This window comes from Micromonospora sp. NPDC049529, assembly GCF_055586685.1.
Map to the genome: position 1 here is coordinate 335,638 of NZ_JBVJHT010000001.1, position 25,330 is coordinate 360,967.

Below are 25,330 nucleotides of genomic sequence, written 5' to 3' on the forward strand. Positions count from 1 at the left end.
GCACCTGACTCGGTGCCGCCCCGTACCGCTGTCCGGGTTCGTACCCGCTGTCAGGCGGGCTCCTCGCCGAGCCGCTGCCGGTTCGCCTCGATCCAGGCGTCCAGCGCGTCCGGGTCGTCCGGGTCCACCCCGTCGGCCATCAACTGGGCCACCGCCGCCGTCGCCGGACTGCGCCGCTCGCCGGTGCTGTAGAGCCGGGCGAACTCCGGCACCATCTCCGCGATCGCCTCGTCGGTCTGCGGCACCGCCGACGCCGGCAGCCCCCGCCGACGCGCCGCGTACGCGGCCCAGGCGCGGACCGCGCGGGGCAGCATGGCCGCGTCGTCCATGTCCAGCACCGCGCGGCGGTGCACCCAGTCGAGCAGGAAGAGACCGGCGACCGCCGGGCTCCACCGCATCGGGTCCGCGTCCGGGAAGCTGGCCGAGTGGTCCAGCACCAGGCTGAGGCAGAAGTGCAGCGAGGCGAGGTCGGCCTCCGGCACGTCGGCCAACCCGAACCGGGCCGCCTCCGGCGAGTCGAGGAAGGTCCGGACCAGCGCCGAGCGCTGCTCCGGCGAGAGCGGTTCGGGCTCGTCCGGCACCGCCGTCAGCACCGACGCCGGCAGCAGCGCCAACCGGGCACCGACCAGGGCCCGGTCGGTGGCGAGCGAACCCTCCGCCGGCAGGTCCCCGAGCTCGTCGGTCACCTCCAGGTAGCGGACCACCTCGCGGCGCAGCCGGCGCGGGTCCTCCTCCCGGAACCAGGTCAGTTCGTCGTTGGCGCACATCTCGCGGACCTGACCGAGGATCCGTTCGGCCGGGCCGCCGACGAAGACGTCCTTCGTGATCCCGATGTTGTGGTCGACCAGGGCCACCACCGCGTGCTCCGGCCCGCCCGACTCACCGTCGTCGTACGCGAAGGTGGCGAGGTAGGACGTCTGGTCGCCGTACACGTCGCCGTAGGCGTAGCTGCCGGTCAGCCGGACCTTGCCGAGCTGCCCCGACCACGGCGGCGCGGTCGCGCCCTGCTTGACCGTGGCCGCGCCCTCGGCGTCCGGTACCAGGGTGGCGAACACGTTCCGGATGGTGGTCGCCGCGGCCGTGCGGCGCCGCGACGTCGCGGCGAGGAAACCGCCGACGAACTCGCGTACGGCGGTGCTGCGGTCTTCGTCGGCGATCGCGTAGACACTGCCCAGAAGTGCCGCGCCGAGCATTTCGGCGTCCAGTGCGCAGTCCAGCTTGGTTACGTCGCGGGCGGCGTGCAGCACCGCGTCGTAGGGGGTTTGAGGCGTCGCCATGGGTTCGACCCTACGCCCGAGGCCACCTCGTGAGCACCAGCAGCGCGCCCGGCGCGAGTACGCCCAGAGCGAGCGAGACGAGGCTCGCCACCAGCCCGCCACCGGCGAGCGTGCCGTGATGGGCCAGGTGGAAGGCGAGATGCAGGGCGGAGAAGAGCAGCACCCCGCCGAGTACCACCCTGGTCACCCGCTGGTCGGCGAGCCAGGCGGCGGCGAGCAGCAGAGCGCCCAGGGTCAGGAACGCCGCCCCGACGTCGGTCATCAGGTGCGCGTTGTACGGCGGGTACGCGGCCGTCCACGCCTGCCCGAAGCCGGGAAAGTGGTCGAAGAACCAGCGCGGGGCGGCCACCGCCGGCACACCCCACGACACGTGCAGCAGACCGAGCAGGAGCAGACCCGCCCGCAGCAGCGGCCCGGCCCACCGCTTCATCGACGCGGGGCGGCCAGGGCCAGCGCCTCGCGGGCCTGGGCGTACCGGCGCAGGACCTCGCGTACGGGTGTGACGACCAGTTCCCGGCCCACCTCGCCGACGCTGGTGTGCAGCCGCTCCTCGGCCCGTCCGCCGGCCCGCCGCGCCGCCCAGGCGATGATCGGCTTGACCAGCAGGGCGAGCACCACCCCGAGCAGCAGCCCGCCGAGCAGCGCAACGGTCGGCATCGGCACCACCCCGACGGTCGGGTAGTCCAGCGGCGGCAGCCCCAGCGCCCGCAGCGCGTACCCGAGCACCAGCCAGCCGAGGCCGCCCAACGCGGCCGCGATCGCCAGCCACTGCACCCCGCCGACCAGCCGCCACCAGAGCGGGCGACGGTCCATCCCGAGGTCGGTGCCGGCGACCGCCCGGTCGAGCGCGTCCGGCAGGTCGGTGAGGCGGGACCGGGCGGCGGCGCTCACCGCTGCCGTCCACGGGGCCGGCAGCGCGGCACCGGCCTGGTCGGCGATCGCCCGTACGGCCAGACCGACGGCGGCACGCTGGGCGGCGGTCGGATCGGGTAGCGAGGTGACCCCGAGCGGAGCGGGCGCGGTGCCGGGTTCGTCCCCGGCCGTCCCGTCCCGTCCGGAACCGGGCAGGTGCAGCCGGCGCAGCGGGTCGGGGCGCAGCCGGCGCCAGCCGCGTACGACCGGCCAGCCGGTGGCCCCGGCGGCCCGGTGCACGTACGCCCGACGGGTCGCCTCGGCCACCGCTGGCACCCCGGCCGAACCGGCGAGCGCCTCGGTGAGCCGGCGGATGGTCCGCCGGTCGATGTCGTTCTCGTTCGCCGGTGGACCCATCAGTTCGGCGAGTTCGTCTACGACCACGTCCACGTCGGCCCAGAGCCGGCTCAACGCCGCCTGCCGCTGCGCGACCGTACGTTCGAGGGCGGCCCGCAGGTCGGCGATGCCGGCCTGGTTGAGCGTGGAGGTGGCCAGCACCGGCACCTGGTCGAGCTGGTCGGTGGCGAGGATCCGGCGCAGGTCGGCCACGACCCGGGGCACCTCGGCCGGCGGCAGCCGGTCGGACTGGTTGAGCACCACCACGGTCACGTCCTGGTGCCGCTTGAAGTCGCGCAGGTAGTTGGCGTGCACCACCCGGTCGGCGTACTTCTGCGGGTCGACCACCCAGACGACCAGGTCGACCAGGCCGAGCAGCCGGTCGACCTCGGCCCGGTGGGTCCACTGGACCGAGTCGAAGTCGGGCAGGTCGAGCAGGACCAGGCCGTGCAGGGCGAGTTCGTCGTCGCCGTCGAGCGCGCTCTCCCGGACGAACCGGTGCCGGGGCAGCACGCCGACCCAGTCGAGCAGCTTGGCGGCGCCGGTCAGTGGCCCCCAGACGCAGGCGTGGGTGACGCCGGTGGTCGGCCGGCGTACCCCGACCGGGGACATCTCCCACCGGGCGAGCGCGTTGAACAGGCTCGACTTGCCGCTGCCGGTGGCACCGGCGAGGGCGACGACGGTGTGGTCCCGGGACAGGGCGAGCCGGGCCTCGGCCCGTTCGACCAGGGTGTGTGCGGCACCGAGGCGCTTTTCCGGCAGCAGTCCGTCGACGGCGCGCCGGAACCGGTCCACCGCTTCCAGCCGGTTCAGCAGCCGGTCGGCGTCGATCAGCCGGTCGCCGCGCAGCGCGTCGCGTACCTTGCCCGCGAGGTTGGTCACCGGGTTCCCTCCGGGCCGCCGGTGAGGCTGGTGCGGGCGCGGGCCCGTTCGACCGCCGCGCCGGCCGCGCGCAGCCGGGCGCCGGGTTCGGCGCCGACCTCGACGGTGGCGAGTTGGTCGAGGTAGCGGGCCAGTTCCTCGTCGAGCAGCTGATCGGCCAGGGCCAGCAGGTCGCGGCGGGCGCGGGCGGCCAGGGTACGGATCGCCTGGTCGCCGAAGATCGCTTCGAGCACCTTCTGGGCGGCGACGGTGGTGCCGCCGGCCGCGGCGACCTCCAACCCGGTCGGGATGAAGGCGGTCGAGGCGAAGACCGCCACCATGACCGCGAGCCCCATCGCGTTGACCGCGTACGCGGCGGTACGGGCGACGAACCGCTTGCCGCCGGCCTCGGCCCGGACCAGTTCCAGTACGCCCCGCTGCCAGTCCCGGATCAGTCGCTCGGCCCGGTCGGGCAGGTCGGTGCCGGAACGGCCGAGCGCCGGGGTGAGCAGGGCCGATCCGGACGGATGGGTGTGCCAGGCGTTGTACGCGCTCTCGGCGGCCTCGGCGGCGACCCCGCGCAGCAGGTTGACCAGTTGGGATTCGATCGCGTGCTGGAGTTGCCGGCCGGGTGCCGGGCGCCCGGTCACCGCCGCGACGACCCGGTCGCGCAGGCGCCCGATCCGTGCCTCCAGGGTGCGGAACAGTTCACCGGTGCCGACGAACTCCTGCCAGCGGTTGAGCACCTCGCCCCGGAGCAGCCGACCGTCCTGCAACCCGTGCTCGACCGTACGCCGGGCGCCCCGGTAGGCGGCTCGGGCGCGTTCGGCGAGGTCGTCGGCGGTGGCCGCCTGGTCGTCGGCGGCGGTGGCCAGACTCTCCACCGCCGGTCGCAGCGCGCTCAGGGCGCCGTCGAGGGTCTGCCGGACGACCGCCGCGCGGGCGTCGGCGTCGCTGGCGAGCCGGGCGAACCAGGAGCGCAGCGGCGCGGTGTACCGCTCCGGCAGCAGGCCCTGCCCGTCGACCGGGGTTTCGGGGAGCACGAAGAGCGGGGCGGCGCCGAGATGCTGTTCGGTGAGCATCTCGGTGAGGTGGTCGGCGACCTCGTCGGCGGCTTCGCGGGGCACCCGGTCGAGGACCAGGGCGATCACGGTGCCGCGTTGGCGGGCGGTGCGGAGCAGTTCCCACGGGACGGCGTCGGCGTACCGGGCGGCGGTGGTGACGAAGAGCCACAGGTCGGCGGCGGCGAGCAGTTGGGTGGCCAGGGCCCGGTTCGCGTCGACCACCGAGTCGATGTCGGGCGCGTCGAGGAAGGCCAGGCCGGGGGGAAGGGCCGGCGCCGCGATCAACTGGAGGGTGCCGGGGTCGTCGCTGGCGTCACCGGTACGGGTCAGTCCCGGCAGCAGGTCGCCCTGGCGGAACCAGGCGAGGTCGCTCGGGTTGCAGACCAGCACGGGTGCCCTGGTCGTCGGCCGGAGCACGCCGGTGGCGCTGACCCGTGCCTGGACCAGGCTGTTGACCAGGGTCGACTTGCCGGCCCCGGTGGAGCCGCCGACCACCACGAGCAGCGGGGCGTCGAGCCGGGCGAGGCGGGGCAGCAGGTAGTCGTCGAGTTGCCCGGCCACCGCCGCGCCGACCTGCCGGGCCTCGTCGGCCGAGGGCAGGACCAACGGGTACGCGGTCTCGGTGATCGCCGTACGCAGTCGTGCGAGCGCGGGGCGCAGGTCGTTTTCTCCGCTCGGCGTGTCTTTCGACCCGCTCTCGGCCGCTACCTGTCCGACCGGCGGGTTGGGTGCGGTCGGGTCGGTTTCGGTGGTCTGGGCCGGAGATTCGGATATTGTGGGAGGTTTCTCCACGAGAGCGGGCGCGCCGGGACCACTGGCGGGATCGCCGTGCGTCGTCACGGGTAAAGCCTGCCTGATGCATGCAAGACAGACAACAGGCACCCATCTCGGTCCGACCGTACCGGTCTCTCGGTCGGTGGCGTTCGGCCCCGGTCAGGAGCCCGATCGGGCGAGGTTGCGCGGATGTGACTCAACTCCAACTTGACGCCTGGGATCATCGTGGCACTATTGAGTCCGGTCCACTCAACTTGCGGTGGTGTGCTGCGGGCGGTGCCCGTCACCTGCCTAGTAACGAAGCGAGGAAGCAAAGATGGCACGTGCGGTCGGCATCGACCTCGGCACGACGAACTCCTGCGTCAGCGTTCTCGAAGGCGGTGAGCCCACCGTCATCGCGAACGCCGAGGGCTCGCGGACGACTCCCTCGATCGTCGCGTTCGCCCGCAACGGCGAGGTGCTCGTCGGTGAGGTCGCCAAGCGCCAGGCGGTGACCAACCCGGACCGGACCATCCGGTCGGTCAAGCGGGAGGTCGGCACCAACTGGTCGGTAGACATCGACGGCAAGAAGTACACCCCGCAGGAGATCTCGGCGCGCACGCTGATGAAGCTCAAGCGGGACGCCGAGGCGTACCTCGGTGAGCGGATCACCGACGCCGTGATCACCGTTCCGGCGTACTTCAACGACGCCCAGCGGCAGGCCACCAAGGAGGCCGGCGAGATCGCCGGCTTCAACGTACTGCGGATCGTGAACGAGCCGACCGCGGCGGCGTTGGCCTACGGGCTGGACAAGGGCTCCAAGGAGCAGACCGTACTCGTCTTCGACCTCGGCGGCGGCACCTTCGACGTGTCCCTGCTGGAGCTGGCCGAGGGCGTGGTCGAGGTCAAGTCGACCAGCGGTGACAACCACCTGGGCGGCGACGACTGGGACGAGCGGATCATCGACCACCTGGTCAAGACCTTCCGTGGCCAGCACGGCGTCGACCTGTCGCAGGACAAGATGGCGATGCAGCGGCTCCGCGAGGCGGCCGAGAAGGCCAAGATCGAGCTGTCCGCGGCGACCACCACCAGCATCAACCTGCCGTACATCACCGCCGGTCCGGCGGCCACCGACGGTGCCCCGTCGGCCCCGCTGCACCTCGACGCGACCCTGACCCGGGCCGAGTTCCAGCGCATGACGCAGGACCTGCTGGACCGGACCAAGGGCCCGTTCGAGCAGGCGATCAAGGACGCCGGGGTCAAGGTCGCCGACGTCGACCACGTGATCCTGGTCGGCGGCTCCACCCGGATGCCGGCCGTCACCGAGCTGGTCAAGCAGCTCATCGGCCGGGACCCGAACAAGGGCGTCAACCCGGACGAGGTCGTCGCGGTCGGTGCGGCACTCCAGGCCGGTGTGCTCAAGGGCGAGGTCAAGGACGTCCTGCTGCTCGACGTGACCCCGCTGAGCCTGGGCATCGAGACCAAGGGCGGCATCTTCACCAAGCTGATCGAGCGCAACACCACCATCCCGACCAAGCGCTCCGAGGTCTTCACCACGGCGGACGACAACCAGCCGTCGGTGCTGATCCAGGTCTTCCAGGGTGAGCGCGAGATCGCCGCCTACAACAAGAAGCTCGGCACCTTCGAGCTGACCGGTCTGCCGCCGGCACCGCGCGGGGTCCCGCAGGTCGAGGTCACCTTCGACATCGACGCCAACGGCATCGTGCACGTCAACGCGAAGGACCTCGGCACCGGCAAGGAGCAGTCGATGACGATCACCGGCGGCTCGGCGCTGCCGAAGGACGACATCGAGCGGATGATGCGCGACGCCCAGGACCACGCCGACGACGACAAGCGTCGCCGCGAGGAGGCGGAGACCCGCAACGTCGCCGAGCAGCTCCAGTGGCAGACCGAGAAGTTCCTGGCCGAGAGCGGCGACAAGCTCCCCGGCGAGTCCCGTGAGCAGATCAACGAGGCCCTCGGTGACCTGCGCAGCGCGCTCGGCGGCACCGACCTGGAGGCGGTCAAGACGGCGCACGAGAAGCTGGCCACGGTCTCCCAGCAGGCCGGCTCGCTGCTCTACACCCAGCAGGCGGAGCAGGGCGAGCAGCCCGGTGCCGCAGGCGCGGGTGCCGGTGCGACCGGTGCCGGCCCGACCGGCGGCAAGCCGGCCGGTGGCCCGGACGACGTCGTGGACGCCGAGATCGTCGACGAGGACGACAAGAAGTGACCCGTCGCCACCACGCCGGCCCGGTCGCCACCGGGCGACCGGGACCGGCGCTGCCCTCGACGCTGTCCGGCGCGAGGTAGTCGCGTGGCCGTACAGCGCAGGGTGATCGGCCAGCCCGGTCCCGTGGACCGGAGTCTGGACGAGCGGAGCGAGGAGAAGTCATGACGGAGAAGCCACAAGCCGCCGACCCGGAGACCACCGGGTCGACGCCGGGTGGCTCCGGCCCGGCGCAGGAGCAGGCTGACGAGCGGGTTGTCATCCGAGACGAACGCAACGACGACCGGACCGACGACGGTGCCGATCCGGACACCGACGATGCCGATTCGGCAGAGGTCGCGGCGTCGGTGAACGGGGCCGGGCCGGAGCAGCCGGACGACTCGGACGACGACGAGGGGCTGGTCGGCGAGTCCGACCAGTCGGGCACCCCGATCCTGGACGAGTTGGTCGAGGACGCCGAGGTCGAGGTCGAACTCGCGGACGGCAAGGCCCGTGGGCCGAAGCTGGGCCAGCCGAGCGGCCCCGAGGGTGCGGTGGTGGACGCGCCGGCCAAGCCGGTCAGCGGCGCACCCGGACCGCTCGGCGCCGAGTTGGAGGCACTGCGGGCCGAGCTCGACGAGCGGACCCGTGACCTCCAGCGGGTGTCGGCGGAGTACGCCAACTACCGCAAGCGGGTTGACCGGGACCGGGGACTGGCGGCCGAGCAGACCACCGGACAGGTGCTGACCGCGCTGCTGCCCGTACTGGACGACCTGGATCGGGCACGTGAGCACGGCGACCTGGTCGGGCCGTTCGGCAGCGTCGCCGAGCAGCTCAACGCGGCACTGACCCGGTTCGGCCTGACCCCGTTCGGGGAGAAGGGCGACCCGTTCGACCCGACCCGGCACGAGGCGGTGGCGCACCGGACCTCGTCCGACGTCACCGAACCCACCTGCGTCGAGGTCATGCGCCGGGGTTACCAACTCGGCGAGCGCCTGCTGCGGCCGGCACTGGTCGCCGTCGCCGATCCGGAGTAGTGGGATTCGACTGTCATGATCGGGGCGTACCGGTGACCGCTGCGGCGGGCCCGGTGCGCCCCGATCACGACGCGAGGAAGGGGGTGGACGACAGATGAGTTCCAAGGACTGGCTGGAGAAGGACTTCTACGCCGCGCTGGGTGTGGGTAAGTCCGCCTCCTCCGACGAGATCAAGAAGGCGTACCGCAAGCTGGCCCGCGAGTCGCACCCGGACCACAACCCGGGCGATCCGCAGGCCGAGGAGCGATTCAAGACGGTCTCCGAGGCGTACGACGTCCTCTCCGACGACCGCAAACGCCGCGAGTACGACGAGATGCGCTCGCTGTTCGGCTCGGGCGCCTTCCGGCGCAACGCGCGCAGCGGACAGCCGACCGCCGGTGGCGGTTACCCGTTCGACGTCTCCGACCTGTTCGGCAACGCCGGCCAGCCCGGTGCCGGCGGAGCCGGTGACCGCCGGTTCGGCGGCGCCGGATTCTCCGACCTGTTCAGCTCGATCTTCTCCGGTGGCGGTGCCGCCGGAGCACCGCCACGGGGTCGTGGTCCGGCCCGGGGACGCGACGTCGAGGCGGAGGTCGTACTCGACTTCAACGACGCCGTACGCGGGGTCACCCTGCCCCTGACCCTGCGGGCGCCGGGGGTCTGCGACACCTGCCACGGCGACGGCGCCAAGCCCGGCACCCAGCCGAGGGCCTGCCCGCAGTGCCACGGCGCCGGTGTGGTCACCCGCAACCAGGGCTCGTTCAGCTTCTCCGAGCCGTGCCGCGAGTGTCAGGGCGTCGGCACGGTGGTGGAGGAGAAGTGCCCGGAGTGCCTCGGCACCGGCGGGGTTACCAAGACCCGCACGCTGAACGTACGGTTCCCCGGTGGGGTGGCCGACGGCCAGCGGATCCGGCTGGCCGGGCGTGGTGAGCCGGGTGAGCGCGGCGGCTCCGCCGGTGACCTGTACGTGCTAATCAAGGTCCGCAACGACGAGCTGTTCGGGCGCAGTGGTGATGACCTCACGCTGACCGTGCCGATCACGTTCGCCGAGGCGGTGCTCGGCACCGACCTGCGGCTGCCCACCATGGACGGTGCGGTGACCCTGCGGGTGCCGCCGGGCACCCCGAGCGGCCGGACCCTGCGGGCGCGTGGCAAGGGCGTGGCCCGGCGCGACGGTCAGCCGGGCGACCTGCTCGTCACCGTCGAGGTCCAGGTGCCGGCGCAGCTCTCCGCCGAGGCCCGTGAGGCACTGGAATTGTTCGCCAAGCAGAGTCCCCCGGCCGGGCGGGAACATCTCGACGCCCGGGTGCGTCGAGTTAACTAGCGGTCAGTGATGCGGAGGTGAGTGGCGATGACTGAGGAATTCATCATCTCGGTCGAGACGTCGTCCGATGCCAAGGTACTGATGATCTCGGTAGCGGCCCGGATGGCGGGGATGCACCCACAGACCCTCCGCCAGTACGACCGGATGGGCCTGGTCCAACCCGGCCGGGCGGCGGGCGGCGGCCGGCGCTACAGCGTGCGTGACGTTGCCCTGCTGCGCGAGGTGCAGCGACTCAGCCAGGACGACGGGGTCAACCTCGCCGGGATCAAGCGGATCATCGGGCTGGAGCAGCTGGTCGACGAGTTGCAGCAGCGGATGGCGCAGATGGAAGCCGAGCTGGAGCACGCGTACCGGCGGGTTGCCGAGCTGGAGGCGGCGGCCACCGGCCCGTTCCCCCGTCGGGACCTGGTGCCGACCAACCAGGTGTCGACCGCCCTGGTGGTCTGGCGCCCCCGGCCCCGCCCCTGAGGTTGCCCACATCTCGGAACGCCCCGCATTTCCGCCCGGAGGTGCGGGGCGTTGGCCTAGTTTGAGGGATGCCGGTACGGGCCGGGATCCACGGGGGGTCCCGGCCCGTACCGTTCTCTTTGATCACCAGAGGGTCCGCCGGCTTCGGCGAGCCGAACTCTGCGTGATTACGTCTGTGGCCGTACGCGCTCCGCTGCCAAAGCAGGTTTTCTGCGTCTCTCGCTCGACATGGATGGGGGCTGGGCGGCCGGGGATCAGTTCGGGGAAAACGAGCTGGCAGTGCACGCATTCGGGGCCGGTCTTCCCGCTGTCGGTGGTCGTCATATCGACCTCAGTCGGCGACGAATGGGCGGGTCGTTGATCCAGTCGATGAATCTCGCCTCGATCTGCTCAGGGGTCAGTTCCGGTAGCGCCGGTGCCGCCCTGTCCCGGAAGTGCCGCATGAAGGCGGCGAGTCGTTCTGGTTCCCTCGGATAGAGCGCCCACATCCGGCGGCGAAAGACCGCACACGGCCAGTCCTCGTCGTCATCGAGGCAGCGCCAGTTATCGACGGAGGGACGGTGCGGAGCGGTCAGGTTGTCCTCGTCGGGCAACGCGGCACCCGCCTTTCGTCGTACGGGCACCCAGCCGATGAAGCGTTCGTACAGGGCGCGTGAGTCGGGCGGGCTACCCAGCTCGGGATCGATGGTGTGCAGGTCGCCCAGCGCCTCGATGAACTGGGCGCCGAGGAAGAGCGTCAGTGCGAGCGTCCGGTCCCGGAACTCGGCCACGAGGTCGAGTCGGGCGTCGGCACAGGGCCACGGTTGGGCATCGGTCCGGCAGATCCAGAGCGGGCGCAGGGGCACATGTTTCGCGGTCATCGCACCTCCTCGCTTTGAGTGGGGCCGCTCCGGTCCGATGGGGGCGGGCTGCGGGGCGGCCCCAGTTCCACCCGTCCACGTCCGGTCGTACGTACCGGGAGGATCCGAGCGGTTCCTTGGTGACACTGTGGTGGGTGAGCCCCTACTGTCGGAACAGCACAACCCGCTTCGTGGACGAACCAGCACCGCTGGTGACGGTCGATAGACAGAACCCGAAATCCTGGGAAGGTGTGGAACGCGTGGGAATCTCGCCGTCGGAGTATCTGGTCCGTGAAATCAGGCGCCGCCGGGTCGCCGCCAACATGACCCAGATAGCCCTGGGTCAACGGACCTTCTGCTCGGACTCGCATATCAGCAACATCGAGCAGGGAAAGGCACCGCTGGACGAGAAGTTCCTGGGGCTGCTGGACGAGGCCCTGGAAACCGGAGGCTTCTTCGTCAACCTCTGGACCGAGTTGGTGGTGGACTCCTTCTCGCCCGTCTGGCTGCGCGAGTGGCTGGAATACGAGCGCGAGGCAACCACCCTCCGCGGCTATGAGCCCGCCTTCGTGCCCGGTCTGTTGCAGACCGAGGCGTACGCACGGGCGCTGTTCCGGATCGGTGGCTTCTCCGGCGCCCGGCTGGACGAGAAGGTGGCCGAGCGGATGTCGCGGCAGGCGATCCTCGACCGCGATACTCCACCGGAGGTGTTCCTGGTGCTGGACGAGATGGTGCTGCGCCGGACGTGTGGCGGCCACGACGTGATGGCCCAGCAGATCGAGCATCTGCTCGACCAGGCCGAGCGACCCAACGTCCACATCGGCCTGATCCCGCTCGACCACGGCATCTATCCCGGACTTCAGGGCGGCTTTGTCATCGCCGACCTGCCGAGCGGCTCACGCGCCGGATACATCGACAATCAGCTTGAAGCGCAGGTCTTCGAGGGGCGGGCGGACGTTGTTAGGCTGAGTGTGCGGTGGGACGGGCTGACCAGCGAAGCTCTCCCCGGCAGGCAGACGCTGGACGTGGTGAGGGAAGTGGCCAAATCATGGATGTGACCGGCGCCCAGTGGCGGAAGTCGACCAGGTCGGGCACGAACGGCGGTAATTGCGTGGAGGTTGCCGACAACCTGCCGGGCCGGGTCCTGGTACGGGACAGCAAGGATCGTGACGGCGGCAGCCTGGCCTTCGGCCCGGTCGCCTGGCGGGCCTTCGTGGGACTCGCCAAGCAGCACTGAACCCAGCTCGACGTGCGCCCCGTACCGACTTCGGTGCGGGGCGTTGTCGTACGCAGGACAGTGTTGGTCATGATGTTTACATAAGTAGTTGACCGTCATATAGTCGCCACGTGAGTACGCGCATGAGGGAACCGACGTACTTCATCCTGGCCGCGTTGCAGGACGAGCCGTTGCACGGCTACGCGATCATGATCCGAGCCGGTGAGCTGTCGCAGGGGCGGATCCGTCTCGCCACCGGCACGCTCTATGCCGCGCTCGACCGCCTCACCGGCGAGGGCTACGTGGCGTCGACCCGCGAGGAGATCGTCAACGGTCGCGCCCGGCGCTACTACGCGCTCACCCCGGACGGCACGGCCGCGCTGCGAGCGGAGGCCGAGGCGATGGCGGCGGCGGCTCGGGTCGTGACCGACCGGCCGGTCCGTTCGTCGGCGCCGCGACCTGCGGCGGGTCTGGCATGACCGAGCCGGAGCGGCGGTAGCGGGCTGGCTGCCCCGCTGTTCCACGGCTTACTCGAAGCTGCCCGGGGCGGTCGGTAGTACCGACGGGGGGCTGCCGCCCGCCCCGGGTATTGGAGTGTCTGGGCTGTCGCCCGGTCAGCCGAGGCGGCGGCCCTGGCGGACCAGGCCGCCCTCGCACCAGTCGTGGTAGTTGAACAGCTTCGGATTGGCCAGCAGCATCCGGCTGTTGTACGCCCAGATCTGCATCTGCTCGTCGCCGCCCTGCTCGGCCCGCTCGACCAGCTTGCGCAGCCGCCGCTTCGGCTGGGCGCGAAACTTCGTCCGGATGCCGTCGCCCGCGTAGATGTAGAGGCAGTGCAGGGCGAACCGGCGGGCCGGGCAGGACCGGTCCATCGCCAGGTCGAACATGGTGGTGATGAGCCGGTCACCGGAGACCAGCAGGTCCCAGTCCTGCGGCATGGATTGCAGGGGTACGGAATCCGGTTGGTAGGCCCAGGCGCGTAACTCGGCGGGAGACGGGTCCACCGGGTTGGAGAAGCCTTGGAAGCCGGTCTGTTGCACGCTCACCGGGCCGACCTTCCGCTCTCGCGTGTGCGGGTCATTTCGGCGTCCCGCACACGCACCACCTGCTGTTGCGGCGACACGGTAGCGTGCCGCCGCTGATCTGGGGAAGAGCCCTGACGTGCCATTTCATCAAGCCGTTACGGCAAAAGTACGGAGGGTCTCCCCGTACCGGGGCGATTCAGTCCGTTGCCGGCGCGGGTTTGAGTGCGGTCGCCTGAGCCTTGCGGCGCAGCCACTCCTTGAACCAGCGCATGTCCGGCAGCCGGGCCAGCATCGGACCGGTGACCACGGTGATCAACACGTACGCCGTGGCGAGTGGGGCGAGCTGCGGTTCGATCGCGACTCCGGTGGAGGTGACCGCCAGGCCGGCGATGACGATCGAGAACTCGCCCCGTGGCATCAGCGCCAGTCCCGTACGCCAGCGGCCCGGTAGGGCGATCCCGACCCGACGGGCGGCCAGGTAGCCGGTCAGCACCTTCGTGCCCATCGTGACGATCGCCAGTCCCAGCGCCGGCAGCAGCACCGGCGGCATGTCGGCCGGGTCGGTGGCGAGTCCGAAGAACACGAAGAAGACGGCGGCGAACAGGTCCCGCAGCGGTGAGAGCAGTTCGGTCGCGTGGTGTGCGACCGGCCCGGAGAGCGCGATGCCGACCAGGAAGGCACCGACCGCTGCCGAAACCTTCAGCCCGGCCGCCAGGCCCGCCACCAGCAGGGTCAACCCGAGTACGCCGAGCAGCAGCGCCTCCGGGTCGGTCGGCGCGAACATGCGCGAGATGATGTGTCCGTACCTGATTGCCACGACCAGCACCACGACGACGGTGGCGACCGCGATGCCGAGTGCCTTGGCCCCGCCGAACAGCCCGATACCGGCGAGCAGTGCGGTCACCAGGGGCAGGTAGAGCGCCATCGCCAGGTCCTCGATGACCAGGATCGACAGGATGACCGGGGTTTCCCGGTTACCGAGTCGGCCCAGGTCGGCCAGGACCTTGGCGATCACGCCGGACGAGGAGACCCAGGTGATGCCGGCGAGCACCACCGCGGCGATCCAGCCCCAGCCGAGCAGCAGCGCGAACGCGGCTCCGGGCAGCGCGTTGAGCAACCCGTCGATCAGCCCGGCGGGGGCGGCGGCGCGCAGGTTGCCGACGAGTTCGCTGGCCGAGTATTCGAGGCCGAGCATGACCAGCAGCAGGATCACGCCGATCTCGGCACCGACGGCGAAGAACTCCTCGCTGGCCGAGAGCGGGACGATGCCGCCGTGGCCGAACGCCAGGCCGGCCAGCAGGTAGAGCGGGATCGGGGAGAGCCCGATCCGGCGGCTCAGTCGGCCGAGCAGGCCGAGCCCGAGCAGCAGCGCGCCGACTTCGACGAGCAGTACGGTCTGATCGTGCATCCGCGATCAGCCGTCCGGATCGCTGTCGGCGAGGATCGCGGTGACGCCGTCGAGACCCTTGCGGGTACCGACCACGACCACCACGTCACCGGCTTCGAAGCGGAACGAGGGATCGGGGGAGGCGATGACCTCACGCTCGCGCAGCACTGCCACGATCGAGGCGCTGGTCCGGGTGCGAGCCTTGGTTTCGCCCAACTTCCGCCCGACGTACGGTGACCCCGCCGGAATGGAGATCTGCTCGGTGAGCAGTCCGGCGGCCTGCTGGCGCAGCCCGGAGAGCTGACCGAGCATCAGCGAGGCGCCGAGGATGTCGGCCAGTGCCTCCGCCTCGTCGTCGGTCAGCGGGATGTCGGCCGTGCAGGCGTCTGGGTCGTCCTGGTCATATAACACCAGGTCGCGTCGACCGTTGCGATGGGTGACCACCCCGAGCCGGCGACCGGACGTGGTCACCATGTCGTGGCGCACGCCGATCCCGGGCAGGGCGGTTTGTTCTACGCGTACTCGCACGGCCGCAACGCTACCGTGTGCCTTCATACACCGCCCATGGGGCGAAAGTGTGCTGATCACGGTCTCGGTGGTGGCGGGATTCCGGTTTTCGGAGTGATCGACGTCACAGCGTAGAGTTGAGCGGAATAGACTCAACTCTGGTTGTGTCGTCACCAGTGGACACGCCGATCCAGGGGAGCCCATGAACGCCGAACGTCTCACCACCAAGAGCCGCGAAGTCATCACCGGCGCGGTCGCCATCGCCAACCAGCGCGGCCACGCCACCGTCGAACCGTGGCACCTGCTGCTGTCGCTGCTGGACACCGGTGGCTCGACCGCCGGCGGCCTGCTGCGCGCCGTGGGCGCCAACCCGGCGGACATCCGTCGGGCCGCCGCCCGCGCGGTGGAGAACCTGCCCGCCGCCCGTGGCGCCAGCGTCGCCGAACCCAGCCTCTCCCGCGAATTCGCCAACGCCATCGGCGCGGCCGAGCAGATCGCCCGGCCGCTCGGTGACGAGTACACCTCCACCGAGCACCTGCTCGCCGGCCTGGCCCGCGTGGGCGGCGTGGTTGCCCAGGCACTCAAGACCGCCGGTGCCACCGAGGAGAACCTGGTCGCGGCGTTCCCGACCGTACGCGGCGGCGACCGTCGGGTGACCACCGCCGACCCCGAGCAGACCTACCAGGCCCTGGAGAAGTACGGCGTCGACCTGACCGCCAGCGCCCGCGCCGGCAAGATCGACCCGGTGATTGGGCGCGACTCGGAGATCCGTCGGGTGATCCAGGTGCTCTCCCGGCGTACCAAGAACAACCCGGTCCTCATCGGCGAGCCCGGCGTCGGCAAGACCGCGATCGTCGAGGGCCTGGCCCAGCGCATCGTCGCCGGTGACGTACCGGAGTCGCTGCGCAACAAGAAGCTGGTCTCGCTCGACCTCGGCGCGATGGTGGCCGGCGCCCAGTACCGGGGCCAGTTCGAGGAACGCCTCAAGTCGGTGCTGGAGGAGATCAAGGGCTCCGACGGCCAGGTGATCACCTTCCTGGACGAGCTGCACACCGTCGTCGGCGCAGGCAAGGGCGAGGGCTCGATGGACGCGGGCAACATGCTCAAGCCCATGCTGGCCCGGGGCGAACTGCGGATGGTCGGTGCGACCACGCTCGACGAGTACCGCGAGCACATCGAGAAGGACCCGGCGCTGGAACGCCGGTTCCAGCCGGTGCTGGTCGGCGAGCCGACCGTCGAGGACACCATCGGCATCCTGCGCGGGCTCAAGGAACGCTACGAGGTGCACCACGGCGTACGGATCACCGACGCCGCGCTCGTCGCCGCCGCGTCGCTCTCCGACCGGTACATCACCGAGCGCTTCCTGCCGGACAAGGCGATCGACCTGGTCGACGAGTCCGCCTCCCGGCTCCGGATGGAGATCGACTCCCGGCCGGTCGAGGTGGACGAGATCGAGCGGGCGGTCCGCCGGCTCGAAATCGAGGAGATGGCACTGGCCAAGGAGCCCGACGCCGCCTCCGCCGAGCGCCTGACCCGGCTGCGCAAGGAGCTGGCCGACAAGCGCGAGCAGCTCACCGCGCTCAGCGACCGGTGGCGGCTGGAGAAGGAGCACATCACCCGGCTCTCCACCGCCAAGGAGGAGCTGGAACGACTCGGCGGCGAGGCCGAGCGGGCCGAACGGGACGGCGAGCTGGAGCTCGCCGCCGAGCTGCGCTACGGCCGCATCCCCACCATGCAGGGCGAACTCGCCAGGGCCGAGGCGGAGCTTGCCGTACTCCAGGCCGCCGGGGCGATGCTCAAGGAGGAGGTCGGCGCCGACGACATCGCCGCCGTGGTCGCCTCCTGGACCGGCATCCCCGCCGGCCGCCTGCTGGAGGGCGAGACCGCCAAGCTGCTCCGGATGGAGGAGTCCCTCGGCTCGCGCGTCGTCGGGCAGACCGAGGCGGTCGGCGCGGTCGCCGACGCGGTCCGCCGGGCGCGGGCCGGAGTCGCCGACCCGGACCGGCCCACCGGCAGCTTCCTCTTCCTCGGCCCCACCGGTGTCGGCAAGACCGAGCTGGGCAAGGCCCTGGCCGAGTTCCTCTTCGACGACGAGCGGGCCATGGTCCGCATCGACATGAGCGAGTACGCCGAGAAGCACTCCGTGGCCCGCCTGGTCGGTGCCCCGCCCGGCTACGTCGGGTACGAGGAGGGCGGCCAGCTCACCGAGGCGGTGCGCCGCCGGCCGTATTCGGTGGTGCTGCTGGACGAGGTGGAGAAGGCCCACCCGGACGTCTTCGACGTGCTGCTCCAGGTCCTCGACGACGGCCGGCTCACCGACGGTCAGGGGCGCACGGTCGACTTCCGCAACGCGATCCTGATCCTCACCTCGAACCTCGGCTCGGGGCAGATCTCCGACCCGACCCTCACCCACGAGCAGCGGCGCGACGCGGTGCTCGCGGTCGTCCGTACCCATTTCAAGCCGGAGTTTCTCAACCGGCTCGACGACATCGTGGTCTTCGCGGCCCTGACCGGCGACGACCTTCGGTCCATCGTGGACATCCAGCTCGACCGGCTGCGTCGGCGGCTGGCCGACCGGCGGCTCGCGCTGGTCGTCGACGACCCGGCCCGCGACTGGCTGGCCCAGCACGGGTACGACCCGATCTACGGTGCCCGGCCGCTGCGCCGGCTGGTCCAGTCGGCGATCGGCGACCGGCTGGCTCGGGCGCTGCTCAGCGGTGACATCCGCGACGGTGACGTGGTCCGGGTCGAGCTGGCCGAGAGCAAGGACGCGCTGGCGGTCTCCGCCGGCTGATCGGCCCTGATCCCGGTGGGGGCGGCTGCTGGACGGGCGGCACTCTCCACCGGGATCAGGGTTCGGAACGCCTCGATTGGGGCACAATCGAGACATGGCTGATTCCCCCGCACCGGGCGACGGCATCGCAGCGGCGGTGCACGAACTCCGTACCGCCGACGCGGTCGCGTTCGGCGGGGTGGGCTTCGCCGGCCGGATCATGCCGTCCACCGAGGCGTACAACACCCTTGAGGTGGCGCTGCCCAGCCGGTTGGACGAGGTCCGCCGGCACATATGCGAGCTGCTGAAGCACGGCTCCCCCGCCGGCAAGGTGTACGCCGCCACCCTGCTCACCCGCTTCGACCCGGCAGCCGCCCGCGCCGCCTGGGAGTCGCTGACCCGTGAACGGGCCGAGTTCACCACCTACACCGGTTGCCTGATCGACCAGACGACCGTCGGCGAGTACGCCGCCGCCCAGCTCGACCAGGGCTGACCCGTACGGCGTTGGTGAACGGCCCTTCGCCCACTGTCGCCGGAACCCGGTGATCGCTACCGTCACGCCGGTGAACTACGCGTGGCAGTACCCGCCGTCGGGCTTCCCGCCGCCCGGTCCCCCGTTCCAGCCGTACGCCACGTACCCGTCGCCGCCCCCGGCGCGACCGGCGGCCGTGACCGTGGCGGCCTGGTTGGCGTTGGCGGTCGTCGCCGTACTGCTGGTCGAGATCCTGCTCTCCGTGGTGTACGCGGTGCACTTCGCGGGGGTGATCGACCGGGTTGCCGGGCTGACCGACGCCCCGCCGTCCGAGGTGAGCGCCGAGCGGATCAACAACATCATGGGGCTGCTGTTCAGCGGCGTTCCGGCACTGGTGTTCGCGATCTGGCTCGCCAGCTGCGTCCCGCCACTGCTGCGGGGCCGCAACGCGGCCCGGATCCTCACCGTCATCCCGTCCGGGCTGATGCTGCTGACCTGTTGCGTGCCGGGGGTGCTCGGCGCGACGTTCGGACTGTTCCTGCTGGGCGGTTCGATGACGGAGGAGCCGACCGCGAGCGGGCCGTGGCCCGAGCCGGAATCGGGCGTGGATCCGGACTACCCGGTTGATCCGGACTTCCCGGCGTTCGAGGAGTCCGACTTCTACCAGATGCTCTACAGCGAGAGCGACCCGATACTCGACACCGTCTCGTTGGGCACTCCGCTGCTGGCCCTGCTGGCGTTCGGACTGGCGGTGGGGGCGGCGGTGCTGTTGCTGACGCCGGCCGCGAACCGGTTCTTCCGACCGCCGGCCCGCTGGCCCGGCTACGCCTATCCGGCCTATCCCGCCTATCCCGTCCCTGCGGCGTATCCGGTGACGGTGTTCGCCCAGCCCGGACCGCCCTTCCCACCGGCACCGGCGGGTCCGCCGGTGCCCGACGGTCCGTCCGGAGCGACCGAACCGACGGCAGCGCCGGCCGATCCACCCGCGTCGGGCGGTGCCTCCGCGTCGGGCGGTGCCGGGAGCGATTCGACCACCTGAGGTCGGGGCGGTCGGGAGCGGTCGTCGTGTTGATGGCGGTTGTTTCGTACGGGTGCGCGGGGTTGTTACCGTCGGCGCCCGTACAAGGTCGAGAGGAGTTGACCCGTTGAGTGGCGGGACTGCGTACCTGGTGGCAATTCTCGGTTGCCTCGTCGGAGTGGCGGGCGCGGTGATTGCCGTACTCGCCCTGCGGGCGAAGCGGCGGCAGGACCGCAAGACCGGGCAGACCGAGGAGCGGGATCCGTTCCGCCAGGCCGACGACGACGCCGACGCTCTACGGGGCGATCCGCGCAAGCTGCGCCCCGGTGACATCGTGGAAATTCGGAACACCCAGTACGGCGTACGCGGCACCCTGCGGTTCACCGAGGGCGACTGGGGCTGGTCCGAGCACCTGCTCGACGACGCGCACGGCGCGAAGGTCTGGCTGTCGGTCGAGGAGGATCCCGACCTGGAGCTGGTGTTCTGGACCGCGGTCCCGGGAACGGACGTCATACCGGTGCCCGGCCCGGCGCAGGTCGACTTCGACGGAGGCACCTGGACCAGTGACGAGTCTGGGCAGGCCCGCTACACCGCGACCGGCACCACCGGGCTCAACCCCAGCGGAACGGTCCGATACCACGACTACCTCGGAAACGGCGGTGCCCGGCTCGCCTTCGAGTCGTACGGCGACAGCCCCAAGTGGGAGGCGGCCCGGGGCGAGTTGCTGCAACGGTCCGAGGTGCGGGTCTATCCACAGTCGACCTCCGCCGCCGGTGGCGGACCGGCCGGACGGGTCGGCTGAAACGTGCTCGTCACCCTCGACGCCCCGTACGCCGACACCACCGCCGCCGAGCTGAGTCACGCACTCGGTACGCCGGAACTGCCGGCGCTGCACGTACTCGACCTGCGCCATCCCGACCGGCCGGGCGTGCACCTGCGGCTGCGCCTGCTGGGCGCCTCCCATCAGGTCGTGCTCCGCCGGGACGGCGACACCGGCCGGGGGCTCGACATCGACGGCGGGCGTGAGAGCCATGGCGGTGGCGACGACGGTGCCGGCGTCGACCGGCGACCGGCTTCGGCGGCTGAACTGGTCGAGACGGTTGCGTGCCTGCCGGGGCCGCGACCCGAACTACCGGCGGAGCTGGCCGACCCGGCGACCGGTTACCGGTTCACCGCCCGGGTGCTGCGGCTGGACCCGGCCGCCATGTCGGCCCGGACGGCGGTGCTGCGGCGGGAACTCGCCGACGACCCGTACGCGTTGATCGGGGTCTTTCCCGGCGGGCCGGAGGCGATCACCGCGCTGCGGCTGCACCGGAGCCGTACCCTCGCCGAGCGGGCCGGCGGTTTCGTGGCGATCGGCTGGAGCACCTGGCACGCGTACCCGCAGAGCGGTGAACTCGTCGAGACCGAGACGGTGGTGAGTACGGCATGACGTACCGCAGGTGGTTCATTGTCGGAGCGGCGTTCGCCCTGGTGGGCTCGTTGGTCGCCGGGTTTGCGATCTTCTACGGCAACTTCTCGCCCCGGGGGTACGTGCAGGACCACTATTCCCGCGCGGCGACCCGGGACATCGGTTCGCAGGCGATCGCCTACCGCTCGGACAAGGCACCCAGTGCGGTGGCCAAGGACGTCACCGGCCACTGGCGACCGGCCGACCAGTACGTCGACGCCAGCGGGGTCTACCTTCGCTACGACGACGACTCGGTGGTGATCCTGCCGCTGGCCGGTGGCTCGCTGATCCTGTTGGAAAAGCTCACCACCGCCCATGGGCGTTACCACTCCACCGTCGGCAACGCGTGGGGCTGGGGGCGGGGCGTGACCGTACGGGGCGGCGGTCCCGGCGCCGGCAAGTAGTTCGTTTCCCCTCCTCACCCCTCGGGAGCCTCATGTTGAGCACCCTCGTCAACGACCTGCTGGCCACCCTCGCCTTCGGCGTGGTCGGTGTGCTGCTGATGGGCGTCGGTTACGCCCTGGTCGACATGGCCACGCCGGGTCGGCTGCACGAGCTGATCTGGACCGATCGCAACCGCAATGCCGCGCTGCTGCTCACCTCGAACCTGGCCGGCGTCGGCATCATCGTGACCACCGCGATCGTGGCCAGTGAGGACGACTTCGTCGCCGGCCTGGTCGGCAGTGCCGCGTACGGGTTGATCGGGCTGGTCATCATGGCCGGCGCGTTCCTCCTGCTGGACATGGCCACACCGGGCCGACTGGGGGAGATCCTGGTCGACCCGGAACCGCACCCGGCGGTGTGGGTCTCGGCGGTGGTGCACCTCGCCACGGGCGCCGTGATCGCCGCCGCGATCAGTTGATGGCCCGGCCGACGTCGCGCGCCCAGCGGCGGCGGGACAACGAGCGGCGCCGGGCCACGGCTGATGCCGGCGGTCCCCGGCTCTCGCGGGACCAGCGGACCGCCCGGCGGATCAAGATCGGTGGCGCGTGGCTGGTGGGTGTCCTGGTCGCCGTCGGCGGGATCGCGATCGCCGTGAACAACGGTGGTGACGACGGGGGGAGCATCGTGCCACCGCCGGCGCCGAGCGAGCGGACGGATACCGTCACGCTGCTGGCCAACGCCCACCGGGCACAGGACATCTGCTACGGCTGGCACCTACAGGGCGGGGTCGACCCGGAGGTCAGTCTCGGTTCGAACCTCGGCGACGAGGTGGCGGTGGACACCGACCCTCGGCGGTGCCCGCGCTGGGTGAAGGTCAGCGCCGACATCACGTACGCCCCGGAGACCAGTGACAGCAACGACTACGCCTCGTTCTGGGTGACCAGCTCCGACGACCTGCCCGGACCCGACTACGTCGACGGGCTGGAGCGGTTGGGGCTGGGCGAGGAGGACTTCCTCGCCGATCCGGGCTGGGCGATCTCCCGCGCCGCCGTCTTCCTGCCGCTGTTGGTGGCGGAGTCCGGGGCGGCGCCGGCCGCGCCGGTGTCCACCTCCGGACCGGACCCGTCGGCTTCGGCGGCGCCGAGCCCGGCCGCGCTGCCCGATCCGGGCAGCGACTTCTGGCGGGACCGCTGGGCCTACCTTCTCGGCGCCGGGTTCCTCTTCCTGGTCACCGCGCTGCTGCTGGCTATCGGCTGGTTCGAACGACGGCACGAGCGTCAGGTGGCCCGGCGGAAGGCGGAACGCGCGGCGGCCCGCGCCGCCGCGAACCCCGACCCGTCCGGTAGCCAACAGTGACCGCCCCGGAGGCAACGACCGGCCCCGAAACGACGACCGGCCCCGAAACGACGACCGGCCCCGAAACGACGACCGGCTCGGGGGAGCCGGTCGGGGGCGGGGCGGCGGTGGACGGTCCGCCGGTCGCGGTGTCGCGTCCGCGCTGGCGCGGGTCACGGGCGGCCGTACTCGCGGCGGTTTTCGTCTGCGCCGCGTGCGGGCTGGTCTACGAGCTGGCGTTGGTGGCGCTGGGCAGCTACCTGATCGGGGACACGGTCGGCCAGGCGTCGATCGTGCTCGGCGTGATGGTCTTCGCGATGGGCATCGGGGCGCTCGCGGCGAAACCGTTGCAGTCCCGGGCGGCGGTCGCGTTCGCCGCCGTGGAACTCGCGCTCGCGTTCTTCGGTGGGCTCTCGGTGCTCGGCCTCTACGCCGCGTTCGCCTGGCTCGACCTGTACGTCCCGGCCCTGGTCGGCACCGCCTTCCTGCTCGGTCTGCTGATCGGGGCGGAGATTCCGCTGCTGATGGTGCTGCTGCAACGGATCCGGGCCCAGTCGGCCGGCAGCGCGGTCGCCGACCTGTTCGCCGCCGACTACGTCGGTGCCCTGCTCGGCGGGCTGGCCTTCCCGTTCCTGCTGATGCCGGTCTTCGGTCAGCTTCGCGGGGTGCTCGTGGTCGGCGTCGTGAACGCGATCGCCGGACTCGCGCTGGTCTACACCGTCTTCCGGCGCGAGCTGGGTCGGCGGGCCAAGCTCGGCCTGGCCGCCGGGTCCGTGGTGGTCGGGCTGGTGCTCGGGTACGCCTACGTGACCGCGTACGACTTCGAGGTGACCGCCCGGCAGCAGCTCTTCCGGGACCCCGTCGTGTACGCCGAACGGAGCCCGTACCAGGAGATCGTGCTGACCCGGTCGGTCCCGCTCGTGTCCCAGGGCGTCACCGACCTGCGGCTGTTCCTCAACGGGGACCTCCAGTTCAGCTCGGTCGACGAGTACCGCTACCACGAGGCGCTGGTGCATCCGGTGCTGCGCGGCAGCCGAGGATCGGTGCTGGTCCTCGGCGGCGGCGACGGGCTCGCCGTGCGGGAACTGCTGCGCTATCCCGACGTCGGTTCGGTGACGGTGGTGGAGCTCGACCCGGCGGTGGTTCGGCTGGCCCGGACCGAGCCGCAGCTGCGTACGCTCAACCGCGACGCGTTCACCGACCCCCGGGTACGGGTCGTCAACGCCGACGCGTTCCAGTGGATGCGTACCCAGGCGCAGCGGTTCGACGCGATCGTGGTGGACCTGCCCGACCCGGACGAGACGGCCACCGCCAAGCTCTACTCGGTGGAGTTCTACGCGCTGGTACGCGCCGTGCTGGCGGACGGTGGACGGATGGTCGTCCAGTCCGGTTCGCCCTACTTCGCGGCGCGGTCGTACTGGTGCATCGAGGCGTCGATCCGGGCTGCCGGGTTCGCCACCACGCCGTACCACGTGGACGTGCCGTCCTTCGGCGACTGGGGATTCGTGCTCGCGGCGGTGGGTTCGACCGCGCCGGTGCTGGGGCTGCCGGCCGAGGTGCCGCCGCTGCGGTTTCTCGACGCGGACACGCTCCGGCTGGCCGCGAACTTCCCCCCGGACCGGCGCCGGCAGGACCTGCCGCCGTCCACCCTGCTCCACCCGCGCGTGCTGGAGTACGCCCGCGCCGAGTGGCGCAGCTACTGAACCGCGTCGCAGGGCAGATGTATCGGTGTCTGTCGATGAGGTGCGGCGTGGCGTGGTCCGACACGCCGGTTTGACCCGACGGGCTGGTGGGGTACCGATACGGTGGTTCTCGATCTGTGGGAAGGAGCGCCGTGTCCGATCCATACAACCCGGCGGGAGCTGCGGCGAGGCCGCGCCCGAGCACCGTCACCGTCGCCGGCTACCTGCTCTACCTGGCCGCCGCACTCCAGCTGATCGGAGCGATCATCACGCTCCCGCTGATCGGCACCTTCAACGACGTCTACGAAGAGGCGTACGCCGGCAGTGACCTGGCGGGTGCCGGTGCGGTGGGCAGCGCGACCGTGATCGGTGGCGCGGTGATCGGGGTCATCGTCGCGATCGGGCTGGTGGTCCTCGCGCTGCTGAACAACCGGGGCAAGAACCCCGCCCGGATCGTGACCTGGGTGTTCGGTGGTCTCTTCTCCTGCTGCACGCTCGCGACCCTCTCGCTGAGCGCGGCCGGCAGCGCACTGAGCCCGTCCTCCGGCGACGCGAACCTGCCTGACGAGGCCGAGGTCCAGCGCATGCTGGAGGACCGCCTGCCCGGCTGGTACACCCCGGTGAGCACGCTGCTCAGCGTGCTCGCGCTGATTGCGGTACTGGTGGTCCTGATCCTGCTGGCCCTGCCACCGTCGAACGAGTTCTTCCGCAAGCCGCAGCCGGTCTGGCAGCCGCCCGTACCGGGCTCGGCCTACCCCGGTTACCCGCAGGCGACGCCACCGGTTGCCCCGCAGCAGTGGGCCGGGACGAGTCCCACCAACCCGTCGGCCGGCACGCCCAGCGGCGGCCCGGACGACCAACGGGACACCCCGCCGTCGGCTTCTCCGCCGTCGGGGCCGACCAACACCTGACCGGGGCACCGCTCGGCGACTCGGTTCGGCGACTCGTCGAATTGATCGGACCGGGATAGGGCTTTCGGTGGATCTCCCCGAGTAGGTTGCATTCCGACGCCTACTCGGGGAGAT

25 protein-coding genes are annotated in these 25,330 nt (G+C 71.2%); 17 read left to right on the top strand and 8 right to left on the bottom strand.

Annotation, left to right across the window (positions count from 1 at the left end):
* Nucleotides 1–50 precede the first annotated feature (50 nt).
* From ACZ6QQ_RS01585 to ACZ6QQ_RS01600, 4 genes are read right to left on the bottom strand one after another with little or no spacing between them, the layout of a single operon-like run.
* The gene (locus ACZ6QQ_RS01585) at nt 51–1,277 is read right to left on the bottom strand and encodes a hypothetical protein (RefSeq protein WP_465873408.1); all 1,227 of its coding nucleotides are present in this window, start codon (nt 1,275–1,277) and stop codon (nt 51–53) included.
* 10 nt (nt 1,278–1,287) lie between these two features.
* Nucleotides 1,288–1,707, bottom strand: coding sequence for a hypothetical protein (locus tag ACZ6QQ_RS01590; protein WP_465873410.1), 420 nt, complete (start codon nt 1,705–1,707; stop codon nt 1,288–1,290).
* The gene (locus ACZ6QQ_RS01595) at nt 1,704–3,407 is read right to left on the bottom strand and encodes a GTPase (protein ID WP_465873411.1); all 1,704 of its coding nucleotides are present in this window, start codon (nt 3,405–3,407) and stop codon (nt 1,704–1,706) included. The genes ACZ6QQ_RS01590 and ACZ6QQ_RS01595 overlap by 4 nt, the downstream gene beginning before the upstream one ends.
* Nucleotides 3,404–5,290 carry an ABC transporter gene (locus ACZ6QQ_RS01600; protein WP_465873413.1) on the bottom strand — a complete coding sequence of 629 codons (1,887 nt, stop codon included), beginning with the start codon at nt 5,288–5,290 and terminating at the stop codon, nt 3,404–3,406. The genes ACZ6QQ_RS01595 and ACZ6QQ_RS01600 overlap by 4 nt, the downstream gene beginning before the upstream one ends.
* A 250-nt stretch (nt 5,291–5,540) precedes the next feature.
* Between ACZ6QQ_RS01600 and dnaK the strand changes: the two genes are divergently transcribed.
* The 4 genes from dnaK to ACZ6QQ_RS01620 all read left to right on the top strand — a co-directional run bounded on the left by dnaK (nt 5,541) and on the right by ACZ6QQ_RS01620 (nt 10,217).
* On the top strand, nt 5,541–7,433 hold the full coding sequence (gene dnaK, locus ACZ6QQ_RS01605) for a molecular chaperone DnaK (protein ID WP_465873415.1): 1,893 nt from the start codon (nt 5,541–5,543) through the stop codon (nt 7,431–7,433).
* Between the two features lie 161 nt (nt 7,434–7,594).
* Nucleotides 7,595–8,446, top strand: coding sequence for a nucleotide exchange factor GrpE (locus tag ACZ6QQ_RS01610; protein ID WP_465873417.1), 852 nt, complete (start codon nt 7,595–7,597; stop codon nt 8,444–8,446).
* A 94-nt stretch (nt 8,447–8,540) separates the two neighbouring features.
* Nucleotides 8,541–9,749, top strand: a complete 1,209-nt coding sequence (dnaJ, locus tag ACZ6QQ_RS01615; RefSeq protein WP_465873419.1) for a molecular chaperone DnaJ — start codon at nt 8,541–8,543, stop codon at nt 9,747–9,749.
* 27 nt (nt 9,750–9,776) lie between these two features.
* Nucleotides 9,777–10,217, top strand: a complete 441-nt coding sequence (locus tag ACZ6QQ_RS01620) for a heat shock protein transcriptional repressor HspR (protein ID WP_465873421.1) — start codon at nt 9,777–9,779, stop codon at nt 10,215–10,217.
* A 320-nt stretch (nt 10,218–10,537) separates the two neighbouring features.
* Here ACZ6QQ_RS01620 and ACZ6QQ_RS01625 read toward each other — a convergent pair whose 3' ends face one another.
* Nucleotides 10,538–11,077 carry a hypothetical protein gene (locus ACZ6QQ_RS01625; RefSeq protein ID WP_465873423.1) on the bottom strand — a complete coding sequence of 180 codons (540 nt, stop codon included), beginning with the start codon at nt 11,075–11,077 and terminating at the stop codon, nt 10,538–10,540.
* Between the two features lie 170 nt (nt 11,078–11,247).
* On the opposite strand from ACZ6QQ_RS01625, the gene ACZ6QQ_RS01630 reads away from it, so the two are divergent.
* The 3 genes from ACZ6QQ_RS01630 (at nt 11,248) to ACZ6QQ_RS01640 (ending at nt 12,751) form a co-directional block, all read left to right on the top strand.
* Nucleotides 11,248–12,114 carry a helix-turn-helix domain-containing protein gene (locus ACZ6QQ_RS01630; protein WP_465873425.1) on the top strand — a complete coding sequence of 289 codons (867 nt, stop codon included), beginning with the start codon at nt 11,248–11,250 and terminating at the stop codon, nt 12,112–12,114.
* On the top strand, nt 12,105–12,293 hold the full coding sequence (locus tag ACZ6QQ_RS01635; RefSeq protein WP_465873426.1) for a DUF397 domain-containing protein: 189 nt from the start codon (nt 12,105–12,107) through the stop codon (nt 12,291–12,293). Before ACZ6QQ_RS01630 ends, ACZ6QQ_RS01635 begins: the two co-directional genes overlap by 10 nt.
* Nucleotides 12,294–12,403: 110 nt before the next feature.
* Nucleotides 12,404–12,751, top strand: a complete 348-nt coding sequence (locus ACZ6QQ_RS01640) for a PadR family transcriptional regulator (RefSeq protein ID WP_465873427.1) — start codon at nt 12,404–12,406, stop codon at nt 12,749–12,751.
* 135 nt (nt 12,752–12,886) lie between these two features.
* Here ACZ6QQ_RS01640 and ACZ6QQ_RS01645 read toward each other — a convergent pair whose 3' ends face one another.
* The 3 genes from ACZ6QQ_RS01645 to ACZ6QQ_RS01655 form a co-directional block, all read right to left on the bottom strand.
* Nucleotides 12,887–13,318 carry a hypothetical protein gene (locus ACZ6QQ_RS01645; RefSeq protein WP_465873429.1) on the bottom strand — a complete coding sequence of 144 codons (432 nt, stop codon included), beginning with the start codon at nt 13,316–13,318 and terminating at the stop codon, nt 12,887–12,889.
* A 175-nt stretch (nt 13,319–13,493) separates the two neighbouring features.
* Entirely contained in the window at nt 13,494–14,705 is a 1,212-nt protein-coding gene (locus tag ACZ6QQ_RS01650; protein ID WP_465873430.1) for a cation:proton antiporter, read from the bottom strand.
* A 6-nt stretch (nt 14,706–14,711) separates the two neighbouring features.
* Nucleotides 14,712–15,212 carry a cation:proton antiporter regulatory subunit gene (locus ACZ6QQ_RS01655; RefSeq protein WP_465873432.1) on the bottom strand — a complete coding sequence of 167 codons (501 nt, stop codon included), beginning with the start codon at nt 15,210–15,212 and terminating at the stop codon, nt 14,712–14,714.
* A gap of 181 nt (nt 15,213–15,393) precedes the next feature.
* Between ACZ6QQ_RS01655 and clpB the strand changes: the two genes are divergently transcribed.
* The 10 genes from clpB (at nt 15,394) to ACZ6QQ_RS01705 (ending at nt 25,216) form a co-directional block, all read left to right on the top strand.
* A complete protein-coding gene (gene clpB, locus ACZ6QQ_RS01660; protein WP_465873434.1) occupies nt 15,394–17,985 on the top strand; it encodes an ATP-dependent chaperone ClpB in 2,592 nt (863 codons plus the stop codon).
* Nucleotides 17,986–18,079: 94 nt separating this feature from the next.
* Nucleotides 18,080–18,457 carry a hypothetical protein gene (locus tag ACZ6QQ_RS01665; protein WP_465873436.1) on the top strand — a complete coding sequence of 126 codons (378 nt, stop codon included), beginning with the start codon at nt 18,080–18,082 and terminating at the stop codon, nt 18,455–18,457.
* A gap of 70 nt (nt 18,458–18,527) precedes the next feature.
* Entirely contained in the window at nt 18,528–19,475 is a 948-nt protein-coding gene (locus tag ACZ6QQ_RS01670) for a hypothetical protein (RefSeq protein WP_465873438.1), read from the top strand.
* Between the two features lie 106 nt (nt 19,476–19,581).
* On the top strand, nt 19,582–20,256 hold the full coding sequence (locus tag ACZ6QQ_RS01675; protein ID WP_465873440.1) for a DUF4178 domain-containing protein: 675 nt from the start codon (nt 19,582–19,584) through the stop codon (nt 20,254–20,256).
* A 3-nt stretch (nt 20,257–20,259) separates the two neighbouring features.
* A complete protein-coding gene (locus ACZ6QQ_RS01680) occupies nt 20,260–20,886 on the top strand; it encodes a DUF2617 family protein (protein WP_465873442.1) in 627 nt (208 codons plus the stop codon).
* Complete coding sequence (locus tag ACZ6QQ_RS01685) at nt 20,883–21,308, top strand: DUF4247 domain-containing protein (protein WP_465873443.1); 426 nt, start codon at nt 20,883–20,885, stop codon at nt 21,306–21,308. Before ACZ6QQ_RS01680 ends, ACZ6QQ_RS01685 begins: the two co-directional genes overlap by 4 nt.
* Before the next feature lie 32 nt (nt 21,309–21,340).
* Nucleotides 21,341–21,766, top strand: coding sequence for a DUF350 domain-containing protein (locus ACZ6QQ_RS01690; RefSeq protein ID WP_465873445.1), 426 nt, complete (start codon nt 21,341–21,343; stop codon nt 21,764–21,766).
* Nucleotides 21,766–22,644, top strand: a complete 879-nt coding sequence (locus ACZ6QQ_RS01695; protein WP_465873447.1) for a hypothetical protein — start codon at nt 21,766–21,768, stop codon at nt 22,642–22,644. Before ACZ6QQ_RS01690 ends, ACZ6QQ_RS01695 begins: the two co-directional genes overlap by 1 nt.
* Nucleotides 22,645–22,751: 107 nt before the next feature.
* Nucleotides 22,752–24,326 (top strand): polyamine aminopropyltransferase, encoded by a 1,575-nt coding sequence (locus ACZ6QQ_RS01700; RefSeq protein WP_465873449.1) that lies wholly within the window; start codon nt 22,752–22,754, stop codon nt 24,324–24,326.
* A 131-nt stretch (nt 24,327–24,457) separates the two neighbouring features.
* Nucleotides 24,458–25,216, top strand: a complete 759-nt coding sequence (locus ACZ6QQ_RS01705; protein ID WP_465873450.1) for a hypothetical protein — start codon at nt 24,458–24,460, stop codon at nt 25,214–25,216.
* The last annotated feature ends 114 nt before the right edge of the window (nt 25,217–25,330 follow it).

Excerpts from the sequence above, each read along its gene's own strand:
- ACZ6QQ_RS01585 (WP_465873408.1), bottom strand. The coding sequence starts at position 1,277 with ATGGCGACGCCTCAAACCCCCTACGACGCGGTGCTGCACGCCGCCCGC.
- ACZ6QQ_RS01590 (WP_465873410.1), bottom strand. The coding sequence starts at position 1,707 with ATGAAGCGGTGGGCCGGGCCGCTGCTGCGGGCGGGTCTGCTCCTGCTC.
- dnaK (WP_465873415.1), top strand. The coding sequence starts at position 5,541 with ATGGCACGTGCGGTCGGCATCGACCTCGGCACGACGAACTCCTGCGTC.
- ACZ6QQ_RS01610 (WP_465873417.1), top strand. The coding sequence starts at position 7,595 with ATGACGGAGAAGCCACAAGCCGCCGACCCGGAGACCACCGGGTCGACG.
- dnaJ (WP_465873419.1), top strand. The coding sequence starts at position 8,541 with ATGAGTTCCAAGGACTGGCTGGAGAAGGACTTCTACGCCGCGCTGGGT.
- ACZ6QQ_RS01620 (WP_465873421.1), top strand. The coding sequence starts at position 9,777 with ATGACTGAGGAATTCATCATCTCGGTCGAGACGTCGTCCGATGCCAAG.
- ACZ6QQ_RS01625 (WP_465873423.1), bottom strand. The coding sequence starts at position 11,077 with ATGACCGCGAAACATGTGCCCCTGCGCCCGCTCTGGATCTGCCGGACC.
- ACZ6QQ_RS01635 (WP_465873426.1), top strand. The coding sequence starts at position 12,105 with ATGGATGTGACCGGCGCCCAGTGGCGGAAGTCGACCAGGTCGGGCACG.
- ACZ6QQ_RS01650 (WP_465873430.1), bottom strand. The coding sequence starts at position 14,705 with ATGCACGATCAGACCGTACTGCTCGTCGAAGTCGGCGCGCTGCTGCTC.
- clpB (WP_465873434.1), top strand. The coding sequence starts at position 15,394 with ATGAACGCCGAACGTCTCACCACCAAGAGCCGCGAAGTCATCACCGGC.
- ACZ6QQ_RS01665 (WP_465873436.1), top strand. The coding sequence starts at position 18,080 with ATGGCTGATTCCCCCGCACCGGGCGACGGCATCGCAGCGGCGGTGCAC.
- ACZ6QQ_RS01685 (WP_465873443.1), top strand. The coding sequence starts at position 20,883 with ATGACGTACCGCAGGTGGTTCATTGTCGGAGCGGCGTTCGCCCTGGTG.
- ACZ6QQ_RS01690 (WP_465873445.1), top strand. The coding sequence starts at position 21,341 with ATGTTGAGCACCCTCGTCAACGACCTGCTGGCCACCCTCGCCTTCGGC.
- ACZ6QQ_RS01695 (WP_465873447.1), top strand. The coding sequence starts at position 21,766 with ATGGCCCGGCCGACGTCGCGCGCCCAGCGGCGGCGGGACAACGAGCGG.